The organism is Vibrio sp. SCSIO 43133 (genome assembly GCF_023716845.1).
Taxonomy (GTDB): Bacteria; Pseudomonadota; Gammaproteobacteria; order Enterobacterales; family Vibrionaceae; genus Vibrio; species Vibrio mediterranei.
Window position 1 is genome coordinate 814,480 of sequence record NZ_CP068024.1, and the last position, 15,794, is coordinate 830,273.

Annotated in this window: 17 protein-coding genes; 13 read left to right on the forward strand and 4 right to left on the reverse strand. The window is 44.5% G+C overall.

The window, feature by feature from the left end:
- The first annotated feature begins 358 nt into the window (after positions 1 to 358).
- The 3 genes from JKJ11_RS03950 to JKJ11_RS03960 are packed head-to-tail and all read left to right on the forward strand — an operon-like array spanning position 359 to position 3,083.
- Complete coding sequence (locus JKJ11_RS03950; RefSeq protein ID WP_006074277.1) at positions 359 to 586, forward strand: FeoA family protein; 228 nt, start codon at positions 359 to 361, stop codon at positions 584 to 586.
- Positions 586 to 2,856: a Fe(2+) transporter permease subunit FeoB gene (gene feoB / locus JKJ11_RS03955; RefSeq protein WP_006074278.1), complete on the forward strand. Its 2,271-nt coding sequence runs from the start codon at positions 586 to 588 to the stop codon at positions 2,854 to 2,856. Before JKJ11_RS03950 ends, feoB begins: the two co-directional genes overlap by 1 nt.
- Positions 2,853 to 3,083 carry a FeoC-like transcriptional regulator gene (locus JKJ11_RS03960; protein ID WP_006074279.1) on the forward strand — a complete coding sequence of 77 codons (231 nt, stop codon included), beginning with the start codon at positions 2,853 to 2,855 and terminating at the stop codon, positions 3,081 to 3,083. Before feoB ends, JKJ11_RS03960 begins: the two co-directional genes overlap by 4 nt.
- Before the next feature lie 50 nt (positions 3,084 to 3,133).
- On the opposite strand, the gene JKJ11_RS03965 is transcribed toward JKJ11_RS03960, so the two are convergent.
- From JKJ11_RS03965 to argS, 3 genes are all read right to left on the reverse strand, one after another.
- On the reverse strand, positions 3,134 to 3,637 hold the full coding sequence (locus JKJ11_RS03965; protein WP_006074280.1) for a YqhA family protein: 504 nt from the start codon (positions 3,635 to 3,637) through the stop codon (positions 3,134 to 3,136).
- A 169-nt stretch (positions 3,638 to 3,806) separates the two neighbouring features.
- Complete coding sequence (locus JKJ11_RS03970) at positions 3,807 to 4,235, reverse strand: HIT family protein (protein ID WP_252038767.1); 429 nt, start codon at positions 4,233 to 4,235, stop codon at positions 3,807 to 3,809.
- A 110-nt stretch (positions 4,236 to 4,345) separates the two neighbouring features.
- Complete coding sequence (gene argS / locus JKJ11_RS03975) at positions 4,346 to 6,079, reverse strand: arginine--tRNA ligase (RefSeq protein WP_096441841.1); 1,734 nt, start codon at positions 6,077 to 6,079, stop codon at positions 4,346 to 4,348.
- 33 nt (positions 6,080 to 6,112) lie between these two features.
- On the opposite strand from argS, the gene JKJ11_RS03980 reads away from it, so the two are divergent.
- The 3 genes from JKJ11_RS03980 to JKJ11_RS03990 all read left to right on the forward strand — a co-directional run bounded on the left by JKJ11_RS03980 (position 6,113) and on the right by JKJ11_RS03990 (position 7,832).
- Entirely contained in the window at positions 6,113 to 6,253 is a 141-nt protein-coding gene (locus tag JKJ11_RS03980) for a hypothetical protein (protein ID WP_216364621.1), read from the forward strand.
- 3 nt (positions 6,254 to 6,256) lie between these two features.
- The gene (locus tag JKJ11_RS03985) at positions 6,257 to 6,859 is read left to right on the forward strand and encodes a VOC family protein (protein WP_252038768.1); all 603 of its coding nucleotides are present in this window, start codon (positions 6,257 to 6,259) and stop codon (positions 6,857 to 6,859) included.
- Between the two features lie 163 nt (positions 6,860 to 7,022).
- Entirely contained in the window at positions 7,023 to 7,832 is an 810-nt protein-coding gene (locus tag JKJ11_RS03990) for a hypothetical protein (protein ID WP_096441733.1), read from the forward strand.
- Between the two features lie 108 nt (positions 7,833 to 7,940).
- Here the strand turns inward: JKJ11_RS03990 and purU are convergent, their stop codons facing one another.
- Positions 7,941 to 8,774: a formyltetrahydrofolate deformylase gene (gene purU, locus JKJ11_RS03995; RefSeq protein ID WP_006074285.1), complete on the reverse strand. Its 834-nt coding sequence runs from the start codon at positions 8,772 to 8,774 to the stop codon at positions 7,941 to 7,943.
- A gap of 270 nt (positions 8,775 to 9,044) precedes the next feature.
- On the opposite strand from purU, the gene JKJ11_RS04000 reads away from it, so the two are divergent.
- From JKJ11_RS04000 to fadD, 7 genes are all read left to right on the forward strand, one after another.
- Positions 9,045 to 9,242, forward strand: a complete 198-nt coding sequence (locus JKJ11_RS04000) for a hypothetical protein (protein WP_031494254.1) — start codon at positions 9,045 to 9,047, stop codon at positions 9,240 to 9,242.
- 146 nt (positions 9,243 to 9,388) lie between these two features.
- Entirely contained in the window at positions 9,389 to 11,347 is a 1,959-nt protein-coding gene (gene yoaA, locus JKJ11_RS04005) for a DNA repair helicase YoaA (protein WP_031494253.1), read from the forward strand.
- Positions 11,348 to 12,049 carry a tRNA (adenosine(37)-N6)-threonylcarbamoyltransferase complex dimerization subunit type 1 TsaB gene (tsaB, locus tag JKJ11_RS04010; protein ID WP_006074288.1) on the forward strand — a complete coding sequence of 234 codons (702 nt, stop codon included), beginning with the start codon at positions 11,348 to 11,350 and terminating at the stop codon, positions 12,047 to 12,049.
- 45 nt (positions 12,050 to 12,094) lie between these two features.
- Positions 12,095 to 12,412, forward strand: a complete 318-nt coding sequence (locus JKJ11_RS04015) for a hypothetical protein (RefSeq protein WP_062463120.1) — start codon at positions 12,095 to 12,097, stop codon at positions 12,410 to 12,412.
- Positions 12,413 to 12,446: 34 nt separating this feature from the next.
- Positions 12,447 to 12,995, forward strand: coding sequence for a Slp family lipoprotein (locus tag JKJ11_RS04020; protein WP_006074290.1), 549 nt, complete (start codon positions 12,447 to 12,449; stop codon positions 12,993 to 12,995).
- A gap of 2 nt (positions 12,996 to 12,997) precedes the next feature.
- Positions 12,998 to 13,864 carry an alpha/beta fold hydrolase gene (locus JKJ11_RS04025; RefSeq protein ID WP_252038769.1) on the forward strand — a complete coding sequence of 289 codons (867 nt, stop codon included), beginning with the start codon at positions 12,998 to 13,000 and terminating at the stop codon, positions 13,862 to 13,864.
- Between the two features lie 168 nt (positions 13,865 to 14,032).
- Entirely contained in the window at positions 14,033 to 15,733 is a 1,701-nt protein-coding gene (fadD, locus tag JKJ11_RS04030; protein ID WP_062463126.1) for a long-chain-fatty-acid--CoA ligase FadD, read from the forward strand.
- Positions 15,734 to 15,794: the final 61 nt, after the last annotated feature.

The following is a 15,794-nucleotide window of genomic DNA, read 5'->3' on the forward strand; positions in this document are numbered from 1 at the left end:
TTTCGATTAACAGGAGCAGGTTTGCTCTGTTGGGATTTACTATAAGCAGTTCCACTTATTTTCCTTATAAAAAAAACGGCAACTTATTATGAGTATTACGCCATTGTTTTGTATTTAGTGTAAGGTGTTGATATTTAGTGATTTTATTTTTATTTATCTTTTTTGCTAGTCATCTTCTCGTCATGAAAGTTGGGTTTATTTTCAGAAATTGACGTAATTGACGGAAACATTTTGACAAATATTGCAGTTGCGTTGGCGCTAAAATTGATTTAGCGCAATGCGAAACCTTAGTTTTTAAATATAAAATTATTGTTAATGTTAATATTTCTCATTACCAATCATAGTTTGGGTGGATTTAATGAAACTTGCTGATTTGAATATCGGAAGCAGTGGAAAAATCACTGCACTGACAGGACTATCGAATGATGTCCGTAAAAAACTGATGGTAATGGGATTATTACCTAATACCGAAGTTAAAGTTATTCGTCGAGCTCCAATGGGTGACCCTCTGCAAATTGAGGTTCGTGGCGTCTCTTTGGCTGTTCGCAATAACATAGCGCAAGCGATAGAAGTGGAGTCAGTGTAATGAACTACACCATTCTGACAGTCGGTAACCCAAACAGCGGTAAAACGACCTTATTCAATGGACTTACAGGTGCTAAGCAACAAGTTGGTAACTGGGCTGGTGTCACGGTAGAAAAGAAAACTGGTCAATATCATCACGCGGGTGATGACTTTCAACTTACAGACTTGCCGGGGATCTACGCGTTAGATAGTGGCAATGATGGTAACAGTATTGATGAATCGATAGCTTCTCGCGCTGTCCTGACTCATCCTGCTGATCTTATCATTAACGTTGTTGATGCTACCAGTTTAGAGCGCAGCTTGTATATGACGCTCCAGCTACGTGAGCTGGGTCGCCCTATGGTAGTTGTACTTAACAAGATGGATGCGTTGAAGCGTGAACGAGTAAAATTAGATATTGCCGGGCTTGAGAAAGCGCTTGGCTGTCCGGTGATGACATTATCTGCGACGGATAAAGACCAAGTCAGAAACCTAAAAGAACGTCTACACAAAACCGTTGTTCAAGGTCTTACTCTTGACGCGCTTGCCATTAATTATGGTGCAGAGATGGAGCAGGCTATTGCGAAAGTGGAACCTGTTTTTGCTGGAGAAACGGTTAATTCGCGAGCACTAGCGATTCGTGCATTAGAAAAAGATGTGATGGTGTTGAACTCATTGACATCAGAGCAGCGTGACGACATTGAACTGGCTGGCAAGCAAACTCAACTTGATATCGATCTACAGGTTGCTGATACCAAATACACATTCCTGCATGAACAATGTAAGAAACTTCGCCGTAGTGAAGGTAAGCTAAGCCGCAGCTTCACTGAAAAAGTAGACGCACTTATTCTGAACAAATGGGTGGGTGTGCCATTCTTCTTTGTGGTGATGTACCTAATGTTTATGTTCTCCATTAACATTGGTAGCGCATTTATCGACTTCTTTGACATTGGTGTCGGTGCGTTGCTGGTTGATGGTGGACACTATCTACTGGATGGACACTTACCTGTTTGGCTTGTAACGCTTATTGCTGACGGTGTCGGTGGTGGTATTCAAACGGTAGCTACCTTTATCCCAGTGATTGCAGCTCTGTACCTTTTCTTGGCCGTTCTTGAGAGCTCTGGTTACATGTCTCGTGCCGCGTTCGTGCTAGATAAAGTCATGCAAAAAATCGGTCTACCGGGCAAAGCATTCGTCCCACTGGTTTTAGGTTTTGGCTGTAACGTGCCTTCCATTATGGCAACACGTACCCTAGATCAAGAGCGTGAGCGCAAACTCGCCGCATCCATGGCACCATTTATGTCGTGTGGTGCCCGCCTTCCTGTGTATGCCTTGTTTGCAGCGGCTTTCTTCCCGGAAAGCGGTCAAAATGTGGTATTCGCTTTGTACATCCTTGGTATTGTCGCGGCAGTGTTTACAGGTTTAGTACTTAAGCACACCATCTACCCAGGCTCGAGTGATAGCTTAGTTATGGAAATGCCAGACTATGAGCTGCCAACCTTCCAAAACGTCATGATCAAAACATGGCAGAAACTGAAGCGCTTTGTATTGGGTGCAGGTAAAACTATCGTAGTAGTTGTGACTATCTTGAGCTTCCTAAATTCTGTTGGTACAGACGGCTCATTCGGTAATGAAGATAGCGAAAACTCAGTACTGTCGAAAGCAGCTCAAGTGGTTACTCCAGTCTTTGCACCTATGGGTGTACAGCAAGATAACTGGCCAGCAACGGTGGGTATTATCACTGGTATTTTTGCGAAGGAAGCGGTCGTTGGTACACTCAATAGCCTTTACACTTCGAGTGAAGGTGAAGAAAGTGAATATGATTTGATGGGCAGCCTACAAGAAGCGGTTGAATCTATTCCGGCGAATCTAGCTGGTCTTAGCTACTCAGATCCTCTAGGTGTCGATGTTGGTGACCTTACTGATTCCTCTGCCGTAGCTGAAGAGCAGGCCGTAGATACATCAATTTTTGGTAACCTAAAAGGCTACTTTGTCACTGGCAATGCAGCGTTTGCTTACTTGATCTTTATCTTGCTTTACACACCATGTGTTGCAGCAATGGGTGCTTACGTTAAAGAGTTCGGTCAAAAATACGCACGCTTTATTGCGGTGTGGACAATGGGTCTAGCCTACGGAAGTGCAACGCTGTACTACCAGGTTACTCATTTCACGGCTCATCCTATGACCAGTGCTGCTTGGATCGCTGCCATTCTGTTAGTGTGTGTACTGGTGTTCAAGCTACTGCAAAGCGAAGGCCGAAAACAGAGTGCACTAGAGGCGCAAACTGCATGATTCTTACAGAGTTAAAATCATTCATTGAAATGCATCCTGGCGCGAGTCGTCAGGAGATTGCTAAGAAGTTCTCACTCAGTGAAGATGGTGTTGATGCGATGTTGTCCGTATGGATTCGTAAGGGCACAGTATCACGCATGCTTGATACCAATAAATCCGATCAAGTGACGCGTGTGCGTTATGCCATGAATCGTAACGATGGTTTATCGATTACCGTTACTATGTAAAACGTGATTGAGTCATTATATTAATAGCCGCCCAATTAGGGCGGCTTTTTTTATTTATGTTGATTGAGACCTAATAACTTGAGGCCACCACTTAGCAAAACAATTGCACTTGGCAAGACCAGCATTTCCCACTGAAGTTGGTTAAAGTTGATCAACACCAGTTCAAGAAACTTGACGAAGAGGATGATGATAATGACCTCGGCCAGTTTGTTTTTTAAGTGACCGATGTTTGGTGTTTTAATCCAGCTCAGAGTTGAATCTGTCTCTTCGGAGGTTTTATTCTTGATAAATAAGGTGTACACCCCATGTGAAAAAATAAACAGCACTAAAGCGACTAAGAAGGTATCCAAAGATTTAATAAGGTAGCTGATGGCTATATCTGCGCGGTCTAGGTGCAGTAACTCGGAAGGTGGCTCGGCGTTCAACAAGAACACACCAAACGCATTGTAAGTCTTTGTGGCACCAATTAGGAACAATAAGACAGAGCCAGCCATAGAGCCAATGATGGCAATCCAGCTGACATAACGGAATTGAACTAATAATCTTTTGGTCATGACTTGCTCCTATATTTCAATGGGGCAAGTTTATAGAGAAATTGGATTCGTGATAATAATAGGATTTTTTTAAAGATTATTACGAATACGTAATAGTACCCAAGATCTTTATTCGAGCGGAGATCTTGGGTAGGTAGGCCAATGGTCACTCGCTGTTAAAAGGGCGACATTAATCGCGTGTAAACAAGCTGCTTAAGGAAAGGACATTACCGATGCGTGTCATGATGTCCGCTTGTTCTTCATCGCTGCGTTGCTCGCCTTTGGTATTGCCCCATACAGGACCTGGCCACGCGATGTCGTCTTTGAATCGAGCAATATGATGGATATGCAGTTGCGGCACCATATTTCCTAATGCGCCAAGGTTGAGCTTGTCAGGTCGAAAAGTCGCTTCGAGTGCTTGAGCGACGGCTTGAGACTCTAGCAAAAATTGCTGCTGTTCCTTCATTGGTAAGTGATGAAGTTCTTTTAAGTTTTCACGCTTCGGAACCAAGATTACCCAAGGAACTGCACTGTCCTTGCTCAGGAGGGCAACGCAAAGTGGAAAGTGACCGATGACAGTAGTGTCTTTGGCGAGTTGAGGGTGCAGTTCAAAGCTCATGGTGTTAATTCCGTTGTCATAATGAGGGACTTAGTATACGTCAGATAAAACAAAAGGTTGACGCTTTCACGTCAACCTTTGTGTATTCATTACCATTTACGGAGTGGTAATTACATGCGTTCTAGCGTTTCGATACCAAGCAGTTCTAGACCTTGCTGGATAGTCTTCGCTGTTAATGCCGCGAGTTTTAGGCGGCTTTGCTTAACGCTTTCATCTTCAGCAATAAGAATTGGACATGCTTCGTAGAAGCTAGAGAATTGACCAGCAAGCTCAAATAAGTAGCTACACATAATGTGAGGCTGACCTTCACGAGCAACAGATTGTACGGCTTCCTCGAATTGCAGTAGTTTAGCAACTAACGCTTTCTCTTTCTCATCAGTGATCTTAATGTCACCAGAAAGCTCGTCCATTGATACGCCAGCTTTTGCAAAGATAGATGCTACACGAGTGTAAGCGTACTGCATGTAAGGAGCAGTGTTACCTTCAAACGCTAGCATGTTGTCCCAATCAAACACGTAGTCTGTAGTACGGTGCTTAGAAAGGTCAGCATACTTAACCGCTGCCATTGCTACCGTGTTAGCGATATTTGCTTTCTCTTCAGCATCTAGCTCTGGGTTTTTCGACTCGATTAACGCTGTAGCGCGCTCTACTGCTTCGTCTAGAAGATCAGCAAGGCGAACCGTACCGCCTGCGCGAGTCTTGAACGGACGACCATCTTTACCTAGCATCATACCAAATGCATGGTGCTCAAGGCTGGTTGATTCTGGTACATAACCTGCCTTGCGAACGATAGTCCAAGCTTGCTGTAGGTGTTGGTGCTGACGTGAATCGATGAAGTAAAGTACGCGGTCTGCACCAAGCTTCTCGTAGCGATATTTTGCACAAGCGATGTCTGTTGTAGTGTATAGGAAGCCGCCATCACGTTTTTGGATGATAACACCCATTGGCTCGCCATCTTTATTCTTGTATTCGTCAAGGAATACCACTTGTGCGCCGTCATCTTCAACTGCTAGACCTTTTTCTTTCAGGTCTTGCACAATGCCAGGTAGCATGTCGTTATACATACTTTCACCCATCACATCATCACGCGTTAATGATACATTTAGGCGATCGTAATTGCGTTGGTTCTGGATCATAGTAACGTCAACAAGCTTCCTCCACATTTCAGCGCAGAACTCATCGCCACCTTGCAGTTTCACTACGTAGCCACGAGCGCGCTCTGCAAATTCAGCATCTTCGTCATACAGCTTTTTAGATTCGCGGTAGAAAGCTTCAAGGTCAGAGAGTTCCATTGAAACTTCACCAGACTCTTGTTGAACGCGTTCTAGGTTAGCGATAAGCATACCGAACTGAGTACCCCAGTCACCGATGTGGTTAGCACGGATAACGTTATGACCTAAAAACTCTAGGGTACGAACAACCGCATCACCGATGATGGTTGAACGAAGGTGACCAACGTGCATTTCTTTTGCTACGTTTGGTGCAGAGTAGTCAGCAACGATGGTTTGTTGCTCTTGAGAAGCCACACCAAGGCGTGCATCCGTCAGTGCTTCGTCAGCTTGCTTTGCAAGAAATTCTTCGCTTAGGAAGATGTTAATAAAGCCAGGACCAGCAATTTCAGTTTTGCTTGCAATTCCATCTAGGTCCAAAACGTCCAGAACTTTCTGTGCGAATTCTCGTGGATTTGTACCCAATTTCTTAGCAACGCCCATTACGCCATTTGCTTGGTAGTCACCAAACTGTGGTTTCGCAGATTGGCGAACAGCAGCAGGACTGCCTGCAGGTGCGCCAGCGGCTTCTAGAGCCTGAGATACTTTGTCGTTGATCAGTGCTTGGATATTCACACGCGTTTCCTTCAATTCTTGGAATTGGATTTCATGTTGTTCATGAAACTGTGGCAATTTGGCGCACATAATAGCAACTTTAACGCCAGTGACCTAGAGGGGAAGTTTGTATTTTTTCTGATTCTGGCCGAATCCTGCTACTATCTGGCGTTTGAAGTACAAAATGAGCGCTAAAAAATGGAACAAACCCTGCTACAAAAAGGTCTAGTACCTTCTCAAATGTTGAGTGAAACGGATGCCTTTCTCGATAAAGTTCAGGCATTATGCAGCAAGTTATCTATAGATTTAGCAGATTACCAAGCCGATCATATTGCTTTGCGAATCAATGATTCGGACGTGGCGAAAGCGGCTCATACCGCGTGGCTAGAATATGGCAAGGTCATTTCTGAGGCGCACATAAACGGTCGTCCAATTATCGTTTTGCAATTTGACCAAGCAATAACAAGTCGTGGTTGGTCGATTGAATGTCTGGAATTGCCTTATCCAGCAATAGGGAAGACACACCCTATTGAACACTGGGAGCACGTTGAGTTCGTTGTGCCTTCAAAGGCAACAACAGCGGACGAATATTTAGCTGATTTATGTATCATTTTTCCAGCGTTGGCTCATCGTTTGGAGCAGTTGGATGATCTTAACATTAAAATGAAGCTATCCAGTCCGAAAGGCGAAGGAGAGCGCTTAGCTAACCCGACGGTGGCATTTAAGCACGATAACATCTGCGTCAAACTTCATCCGCATAGCCTAAAAAACATTGTTGCTTCTGAGCAAGCCGATATCTAGAGTAAAATGGTGTGAGTTATAGTTATTCGGGTAATGACATTAAGTGAAATATCATTACCTGAATAAGGGCTAACTTCACAAAGCCTCGACAGGCTCTTACCGATCAATTTATCGTCAACGACTAAACTTGTAGCTGTAAACCTAGTCTGTAAGGAAACGGCAAGTGATAACAGCTACGATAAATAAATGGGGAGTAGTGCTGCTCCTATCAAGCACCTCTTTTCTAACCTCCGCCGCTGGTTTTGATATTGATAATCCCACCTGTGAAACCAGCACGAGTCGACAAGTCTCTAACGGTCGCCTCGATCTCAATCTACATTTTTGCAATCAACTAGTTCTTGATGATGGTAAAAAAGCACCATGGAGCAAATCTTACATAGCTCCTTATGAGCGCGCGGCTAAGCGATGGCTTGAAGTGCTTACCGCCGTCGATGGCGCTGACAAACATACACTAGACATTAACTTCTATGTGGTACCGCTCGAAGATGCCAATGGCATGGCGGGGCCTGAAGATGAAATTGATATCAGTTGGCGTCTGATTCCTACAAAAGGGTCGGTCTTTATCGGCAGCCATACCTATGAGCCTGGATTTGATCAAGTTGAATTCAACGCCAATATTCTGCACGAAATGGGTCATGTGTTCGGGGTGGGGGCGTATTCTACCGACTATACGCGTCATGACGGACAACTGGGTAAAGTGTTTTTAGTCAAAGATAGCCAAGCGGTGAAACGGTTTAATCGACAATATCAGGTAAACTATCGCGAACTGCCAATAAGTGACGATGGTGGCCATTTATATGACTCAAAGTGGAGTGAAGACAAAAAGCGCTACGATAAAAACGGCGTTCCAGTACCAGACATGAGTCAAGAGTTGATGGCAAATGGTACTTTGATTGGACCAGTGACATTAGGTCTATTAGATGACTTGGGCTATCAGGTGGACTATTCGAAAGGGGATCGTTACTCAAATTAACGCTAGTTCCTGAATAAACCGAGTCTGCGTCTATCTGATTAGAGTTAGCGAAAGTCACTCGCTACCATTGCTCAATGATGATTCAACCATGGTAGCGAGTTATAAAGGCTACAGAATGACGGTCTTATTGCCGTAAACAAACACATGGTCATTAATGACCTTGTTTAACGCTTTGGAAAGTACGTTTTTCTCAACATCTCGTCCAGCTTGAGCCATGTCTGCGGCACTAAAGTTGTGATCCACTGGGATAACGTCTTGTTTGATGATTGGGCCTTCATCCAGATCATTGGTGACGAAATGGGCTGTCGCGCCGATAATCTTCACGCCGCGATCATACGCTTGCTGGTATGGTTTAGCGCCGATAAATGCAGGCAAGAAACTGTGGTGAATGTTGATGATTTTATGATGATATTGTTCCACGAACGTTGGCGTTAGAACGCGCATATATTTTGCCAGCACCAAATAATCGGCCTCATATTGGTCGATCACTTCCAACATTTTCGTTTCATGCTCCTCTCGGCTTAGTCCGTCATGAGAAACGCAGTGGTATGGGATATCAAACTTCTCGGTTAGTCCTTGAAGTATATCGTAATTACCGATGACTGCGGCGATCTCTACATCTAGACTACCATCAAAGTTTTTCATCAAGATATCACCTAGGCAGTGCGCTTCTTTGGTGACCAGAATAACGATGCGCTTACGTGATGAATCGACTAACTTACGTTTTGTGCCTTGTGGGAGTGCTTGGTCTAAATCCGCTAAAAAGGTTTCATCGTTGAAGTAACCTTCCAACTCAGTGCGCATAAAGAAGTGACCACTGGTGTTATCTACAAATTCATTGTTGTGAATAATGTTCAGCTGGTGCTTGTAACAAATGTTGGTGATTTTTGAAATGAGACCAGGCGCATCGTTGCAATGCGTCAATAACGTTTTCTTTTCCATGATTTACTGCTTCCGTGAAATTTAAACTTTGACCTCTTCGTTATTCTGAAACTCGATATTTATGGTCCGGAAGGAGCACAACATATTGATGTGAATCTAAATTTACGAATTTGAGGATTTAAAATGGTGCGTTTGTTGAGGTAGTACGCAATCTAATCAACATTATTAATCTATTCTGGGCAAGGTTTCAACAAAAGAAGTCCGCCACGACGGCATTCCGGCTTGTCTCGATTTGTTGGAGCATCCTCAATTTGGCTTTAGGAGAGTGTTATGGATAAAGAACTACTCGCGCGCAAACTCTACGACCAAAGAGTCTCAGAATTGGTTGGAGATTCGGCCATTGACCAGCATGAGCTTGATGAGCTTTGGAACAGTAAAGTCTCGCCTTCACAAGCAGCAGAACAATTAAAGCAATCGGACAATGTCATCGCCCCAGGATGGCTTACACGTTACCTGAATAAGCACTAGCCACTTTAAATTCTTCCCTGGTTTAAGCGCTCTTATTCTCTGTTCTACGAGCAAGAGCGCTCAATTCAATTTTCAACTGCCAAGCGATTAGGTATACACTAGGCCGATTAATATTAGGTAGCGGCAATCAGTGGTTTCAACAATAAATGGTTTCACGAACAATTAAAAAGGCGTTCGCCTCTGATGGCGCATTGGGAAGGGTTATCCCCGGTTTTCAGCCCAGACAACCACAACTTGATATGGCTGATGCCGTTGAACAAGCTATTCATAATGAAGATCAGCTTGTGGTGGAAGCGGGTACGGGTACTGGCAAAACCTTTGCTTATTTAGTCCCTGCGCTGTTAAGCGGTAAGAAAACCATTATCAGTACCGGATCGAAAAACTTACAAGAACAGCTCTTCCATCGTGATTTACCTTTGATGGTTGAAGCGTTAGGTTTTCATGGGCAAGTTTCGTTGTTAAAAGGGCGTTCCAACTATTTGTGTCTAGATAGACTGAGCCGCCAAATGGTGGAAAGTCACACCACAGAAACGCAAACGGATTTGTTGTCACAGTTGGTCAAAGTGCGATCTTGGTCCTCGGAAACCAAGTCTGGAGACTTGGGTGAATGCGATGCGATTGCTGAAGATAGCCCAATTATACCCACCATTACGTCCACTAATGACAACTGCTTAGGAAAAGAGTGTCCAAGCTACCAAGATTGCTTTGTATTGAAGGCTCGTAAGCGAGCATTGGACTCTGATGTCGTGGTGGTAAACCACCACTTATTTATGGCGGATCTTGCTATCAAGGAGACTGGTTTTGGGGAGCTGATTCCAGAAGCGGAAGTGTTTATCTTTGATGAAGCACACCAAATACCAGATATTGCCAGTCAGTATTTCGGGCAATCTATTTCAAGCCGTCAGATCCAAGATCTCGCGAAAGATATTGAGATTGGTTATCGCACTGAAGCCAGAGACATGCGCCAATTGCAAAAAGCAGGTGATAGACTCTCCCAATCAGCGATGGATATGCGTATTGTGCTAGGCGATACAGGTTTTAGGGGAAACTGGCGCGATGCCGTTGCCTCACCAAGTATCAAACGTGAATTAGACCGACTGCTGGATGCCATCAACTTGGTGATTGATGTACTTAAACTCGCTTTAGGTCGAAGTCAGCTATTAGATACCGCATTTGAGCGGGCTAATCTTATTAAAGGTCGTATTGAACGAGTGTGCGATGTCACTATTACCGGTTACTCCTATTGGTACGATACGTCGCCTCGTCATTTTAGTCTGCATATCACCCCGTTAACCGTTGCCGATAAGTTCCATGAGCAAGTGGAGATGAAGGGCGGTGCATGGATTTTTACCTCTGCAACTTTAGCGGTTTCCGATGACTTTGGTCACTTTACCTCTCGATTAGGTCTGATTCCGAAGCAGCAGTTTTCTCTACCAAGTCCGTTTGATTATCCCACTCAGGCTAGATTGTGTGTACCACGTTATTTGCCTGAACCAAATAGCCAAGGATTAGCTCAAAAGCTAGTGAACATGTTGTCTCCGGTCATTGAAGAAAACCAAGGGCGCTGCTTTTTCCTATGCACCTCACACAGCATGATGCGCGAGCTGGGTGAAAAGTTTCGTGAAAGCTTGTCACTGCCCGTATTACTTCAAGGTGAAACCAGCAAACAAAAAACGCTCGCAGAGTTTATGGAACTTGGTAACGCTTTGCTGGTGGCGACAGGGGCATTTTGGGAAGGAATAGATGTTAGAGGTGATACGCTGAGCTGTGTTATCATCGACAAATTACCGTTTACAGCCCCCGATGATCCACTGCTTAAAGCACGGATCGAAGATTGTAAATTACAAGGTGGTGACCCGTTCCAACAGGTACAACTGCCTGATGCCGTAATTACGTTAAAACAAGGTGTGGGCCGATTGATTCGAGATCAGAAAGATCGTGGCGCATTGATCATTTGTGACAATCGATTGGTGACCAGAGAGTATGGTGCGACGTTCTTAGCCAGCTTACCGCCTATTCCTCGAACGCGCGACCTTGGAACGATAAGACAGTTTCTAGCACTTGACACAGAGTCGGATGCTAAAGAAGAAAAAATTGAGAAATAAATGACTTATAAAATTCTAGCTATCGATACTGCAACAGAGAACTGCTCAGTGGCTCTGTTGGTTGGTGATACGATTCATACTCGCAGTGAACTTGCTCCTCGCGATCATACGAAGAAAGTACTTCCTATGGTCGATGAGCTGTTAAAAGAGGCAGGATTGACACTTGCAGAACTGGATGCCTTAGCGTTTGCACGTGGTCCGGGCAGTTTTACGGGTGTACGTATTTGTATCGGGATTGCTCAAGGGCTAGGGTTTGGTGCCGACTTACCAATGATTGGAATTTCAACACTCAAAGCAATGGCGCAAGGCTCATATCGTATGAATGGTGCCACTCGTGTGGCTAGTGCTATCGATGCACGCATGAACGAAGTGTATTGGGGGCGTTTCGAACAGCAAGACAATGGCGATTGGCAAGACGTTGACCAAGAACAAGTGATCCCACCGAGCATCTTAGCGGAGAATCTGTCTGCTGATGGCATGCAGTGGACGCAAGCTGGAACGGGTTGGGAAGCTTACGTGGACACAATGAACACATTGGCTATCGATACCATCGCTTCTGAAGTCAAATATCCGCAGGCGCAAGATATCGCATTTCTTGCTAAATTCGAACTAGAGCGCGGTAATACTGTGCCAGCGGAAGAGGCAAGTCCAGTTTATCTTCGCGATACGGTAGCTTGGAAAAAGCTGCCAGGCCGCGAATAACGGGAGAAAGCTAGCGTGCGAATAACGCGCTAGCTTAATTAACTCATGGTCTCGATTAACGGCCTTCCTTCTCTTACCAACCAGCGCAAGACACAAAAAGCCAAAACGAATAAGGCTGTGTCGAAAGCGTCGACGCCCTCAAGTACTAACGCAACTAATCAAACCACACAAGTCACTAAAGTGGCTCAAGCTGTTGCTCATTCGGTAAAACATTTATCAGACGCTGACGTAGCGCGTGCCCAAGTCCAATATGATTTACCGGAAGGACGCTCCAAAAAAGCATTAGAAGCCTATATGAATGTGATGAATCGAGCCAAACGAGAGGAACTTGAGCAGTTACTTGGTGTCGATATTTTTATATGATAATAAGAGTATTTTTCATTTAAGGATAAGAAGTATGAATTTGGTGACGAAAATCGTTAGCCTGATTGGTTTGAGTATAATGTTGTCGGCGTGTGGGAGCTTACCGGAGCAACTTGCCACAACGAATGAAAACGTTGTTTCCCAATATCAACAAGTGGTTGATGCTAAAGATGGAACTGAAGTTCGCCTTGGTGGTGTGATTGATACGGTTAAAAACTTGCCAAGCCAAACTCGCATTGAGATCGTCAATCTTCCGATCGATAAGTATGGTAAGCCTGACTTAGACCAAGAACCCAATGGTCGTTTTATTGCTTATGTTGATGGATTTGTCGATCCTGTAACGTACTCACGTGGTCGCTTAATTACCGTTGGTGGTCATAAAGGTGGTGTGGAGCGTGGCAAAGTAGGTGAGTTCGAAGCGGACTTTCCTGTTATCAAAGTATATGGGCAGTATCTTTGGCGAGTAGAAGAGCGCTTGATCATAAATCGTAACCCAAGTTCTTTTCATTCCTGCTGGGGTTATTACTGTGACGACTTCTACTACGGACCAACACAGGGAAGAGTTATCAAAGAGGTGAAGTAGCATTGCTTGCAAAAATAGAAGAAAAATCAGTCAAGATAGATGACAGGTACGTGGCCTATCTTGAATTGAACCCCAAACTAACGGCCGCTAAGACGGTCGTTTTTATTCATGGTTGGATGGATAATGCCGCCAGTTTCCACTCTTTAATCGAGCAGGCTGCTGCACATCAGGTACCTTGGCGAGTTATTGCGATTGATTTGCCAGGGCATGGTCATTCAACACATAAGTCTGCGCACCATTTTTACAACTTTCACGACTACATCGATGATCTTCACCGCATTTTGCTCAAACTTGAAGCAGTTGATGTATATCTAGTGGGACATTCACTTGGTGCATTAATCGCGAGTTGCTATAGTGCGGCCTTTCCTGAAAAAGTCGCAGGATTAGTTCAAATCGAAGCGCATGTCCCTCTTTCTGAATCCCCAGAGCAGAGCGCAGAGCGACTAAGAAACGGTATTGAAAGTCGTGAGCATTGGCGAGAAAAATCACCACGTGCCATTCCATCCAAACAAGATGCAATCAAAATGAGGATGCGAGCAACAAAGTTGCGGGAAGAAACAGTCCTCCCGATTGTTGAACGTGACCTGCAATTGATCGATGGTCAGTGGTTTTGGCGTCATGACAGTAAGCTTAAATGTGAGTCGGTCTATCGTATGACGCAAGAGCACGCTGAGACCATTATGTCTGCGATTACTGTTCCTCATTTGGTGATTTTGGGGCAGCGTGGTTATCACTATTTACAGAACCCTCAAATCTTATCTCTTCTTGTCCATGCACAGATAGAAAAGGTCGAAGGCGATCACCATTGCCATTTAGAGTCGCCAAAAAAGGTATTTGAGCTAATACTTGGACTAGTTAACAAAAATTAAACAAGTGTTTGAGTCTTTCGTGCGCAAACTGGTCTGCTGTGTTGTAATAGCAGGAATAATAAAACATTCATAGAGATTCTAAGTGTTAACAAGTTTTTAAACTCTACACTGATTTAACTGCCAGTCTATGAATACGAAAGAGTGACCTTACACGCAAGGAGTATAATTGTGGATAAACCTTGGCTTTCGCGATACCCAAGTGATGTGCCGGAACAGATTAATCCGGACCAGTATCCTTCTTTAGTAGAAATGTTTGAACAGTCAGTACATAAATTCGCTGACCAACCAGCCTTCGTTAATATGGGGTCGGTGATGACATTTCGTAAGTTGGAAGAGCGCAGTCGCGCTTTTGCAGCTTACTTACAAAATGAGTTAAAGCTGAAAAAGGGTGATCGTGTCGCGATCATGATGCCTAACTTGCTGCAATATCCGGTTGCCTTGTTTGGTGTCTTACGTGCTGGCTTAATAGCCGTCAACGTTAACCCACTGTATACACCGCGTGAGCTAGAGCACCAGTTAAACGACGCTGATGCTAAAGCTATAATTATCGTCTCCAACTTTGCTAGCACGCTTGAGCAAGTGGTCGAGAACACGCCAATCAAACACGTGGTACTAACCAGTCTTGGCCAAATGTTGCCAAGAGCAAAAGGGACGGTGGTCGACTTTGTCGTGAAATACGTCAAAGGTATGGTGCCTAAGTATGATTTGCCAGGTGCAATTTCATTCCGAAAAGCGCTGCATAAAGGCCGCCGCTTGCAATACGTGAAGCCGTTTATGACGGGCGATGACATTGCGTTCTTACAGTACACCGGTGGTACGACAGGCGTAGCAAAAGGCGCGATTTTGACTCATCGCAATATGATTGCCAATGTGATGCAAGCTAAGGGCATGTATGCGCCGGTCTTGAATGAAGGTCGCGAGTTAGTGGTGACAGCGCTGCCGCTGTATCACGTTTTTGCGTTGACGGTTAACTGTTTACTGTTCATTGAAATGGGCGGTCAAAACCTGTTGATCACCAACCCACGTGATATTCCTGGGTTTGTTAAAGAGCTCCAAAAGTATCCGTTTACCGCTATTACTGGTGTTAACACGCTATTTAATGCCCTGATCAATAACGAAGACTTCCATGAGTTGGATTTCCGTGGTTTAAGGTTGTCTGTTGGTGGTGGTATGGCCGTTCAGCGCGCCGTTGCAGAGCAATGGAAAAAGACCACTGGTTGTTTGCTACTTGAAGGTTATGGCCTAACTGAGTGTTCTCCTCTTGTTGCTGCTTATCCGCACGATTTAGAACAATACAACGGCTCGATTGGTCTACCAGTGCCATCAACGGAAGTGCGCATTGTTGATGAAGATGGTAACCCCGTGACGGATGACTCGAAAGGTGAGTTGCAAGTTCGTGGCCCACAAGTGATGCAAGGTTACTGGCAGCGTGCAGAAGCAACGAAAGAAGTTATCAACCAAGAGGGTTGGTTATCGACTGGTGACATCGTTCAGTTCGATGAGGACGGCTTCTTGCATATCGTTGACCGTAAGAAAGACATGATTTTGGTCTCCGGTTTTAACGTTTATCCAAACGAGATCGAAGATGTGATTGCATTGAATGATAAGGTGCTTGAAGTGGCGGCAATCGGTGAGGCCAACGAAGCATCCGGTGAGATTGTGAAAGTGTTTGTAGTTAAGAAAGACTCTTCATTAACTAAAGAAGAGATCATTGAACACTGTCGTAAGCACTTAACAGGCTATAAGATTCCTAAGCGCGTGGAGTTTAGAGAGGACTTGCCAAAGACTAACGTGGGTAAGATTTTGCGCCGTGTACTTCGTGAAGAGAACGACGCCAAGTTGACCAAAACCTCAGAAAAAACGGTTTAACGTTAACCTTTAATTACAATCAATGCTAGAATGCCAGCCCTCAAAGCTGGCATTGTTTTTT

Coding starts and splice junctions, on each gene's coding strand:
- JKJ11_RS03950 (WP_006074277.1), top strand. CDS start 359: ATGAAACTTGCTGATTTGAATATCGGAAGCAGTGGAAAAATCACTGCA.
- feoB (WP_006074278.1), top strand. CDS start 586: ATGAACTACACCATTCTGACAGTCGGTAACCCAAACAGCGGTAAAACG.
- JKJ11_RS03960 (WP_006074279.1), top strand. CDS start 2,853: ATGATTCTTACAGAGTTAAAATCATTCATTGAAATGCATCCTGGCGCG.
- JKJ11_RS03965 (WP_006074280.1), bottom strand. CDS start 3,637: ATGACCAAAAGATTATTAGTTCAATTCCGTTATGTCAGCTGGATTGCC.
- JKJ11_RS03970 (WP_252038767.1), bottom strand. CDS start 4,235: ATGAGCTTTGAACTGCACCCTCAACTCGCCAAAGACACTACTGTCATC.
- JKJ11_RS03980 (WP_216364621.1), top strand. CDS start 6,113: ATGTTGTTCATGAAACTGTGGCAATTTGGCGCACATAATAGCAACTTT.
- JKJ11_RS03985 (WP_252038768.1), top strand. CDS start 6,257: ATGGAACAAACCCTGCTACAAAAAGGTCTAGTACCTTCTCAAATGTTG.
- purU (WP_006074285.1), bottom strand. CDS start 8,774: ATGGAAAAGAAAACGTTATTGACGCATTGCAACGATGCGCCTGGTCTC.
- JKJ11_RS04000 (WP_031494254.1), top strand. CDS start 9,045: ATGGATAAAGAACTACTCGCGCGCAAACTCTACGACCAAAGAGTCTCA.
- yoaA (WP_031494253.1), top strand. CDS start 9,389: ATGGTTTCACGAACAATTAAAAAGGCGTTCGCCTCTGATGGCGCATTG.
- tsaB (WP_006074288.1), top strand. CDS start 11,348: ATGACTTATAAAATTCTAGCTATCGATACTGCAACAGAGAACTGCTCA.
- JKJ11_RS04015 (WP_062463120.1), top strand. CDS start 12,095: ATGGTCTCGATTAACGGCCTTCCTTCTCTTACCAACCAGCGCAAGACA.
- JKJ11_RS04020 (WP_006074290.1), top strand. CDS start 12,447: ATGAATTTGGTGACGAAAATCGTTAGCCTGATTGGTTTGAGTATAATG.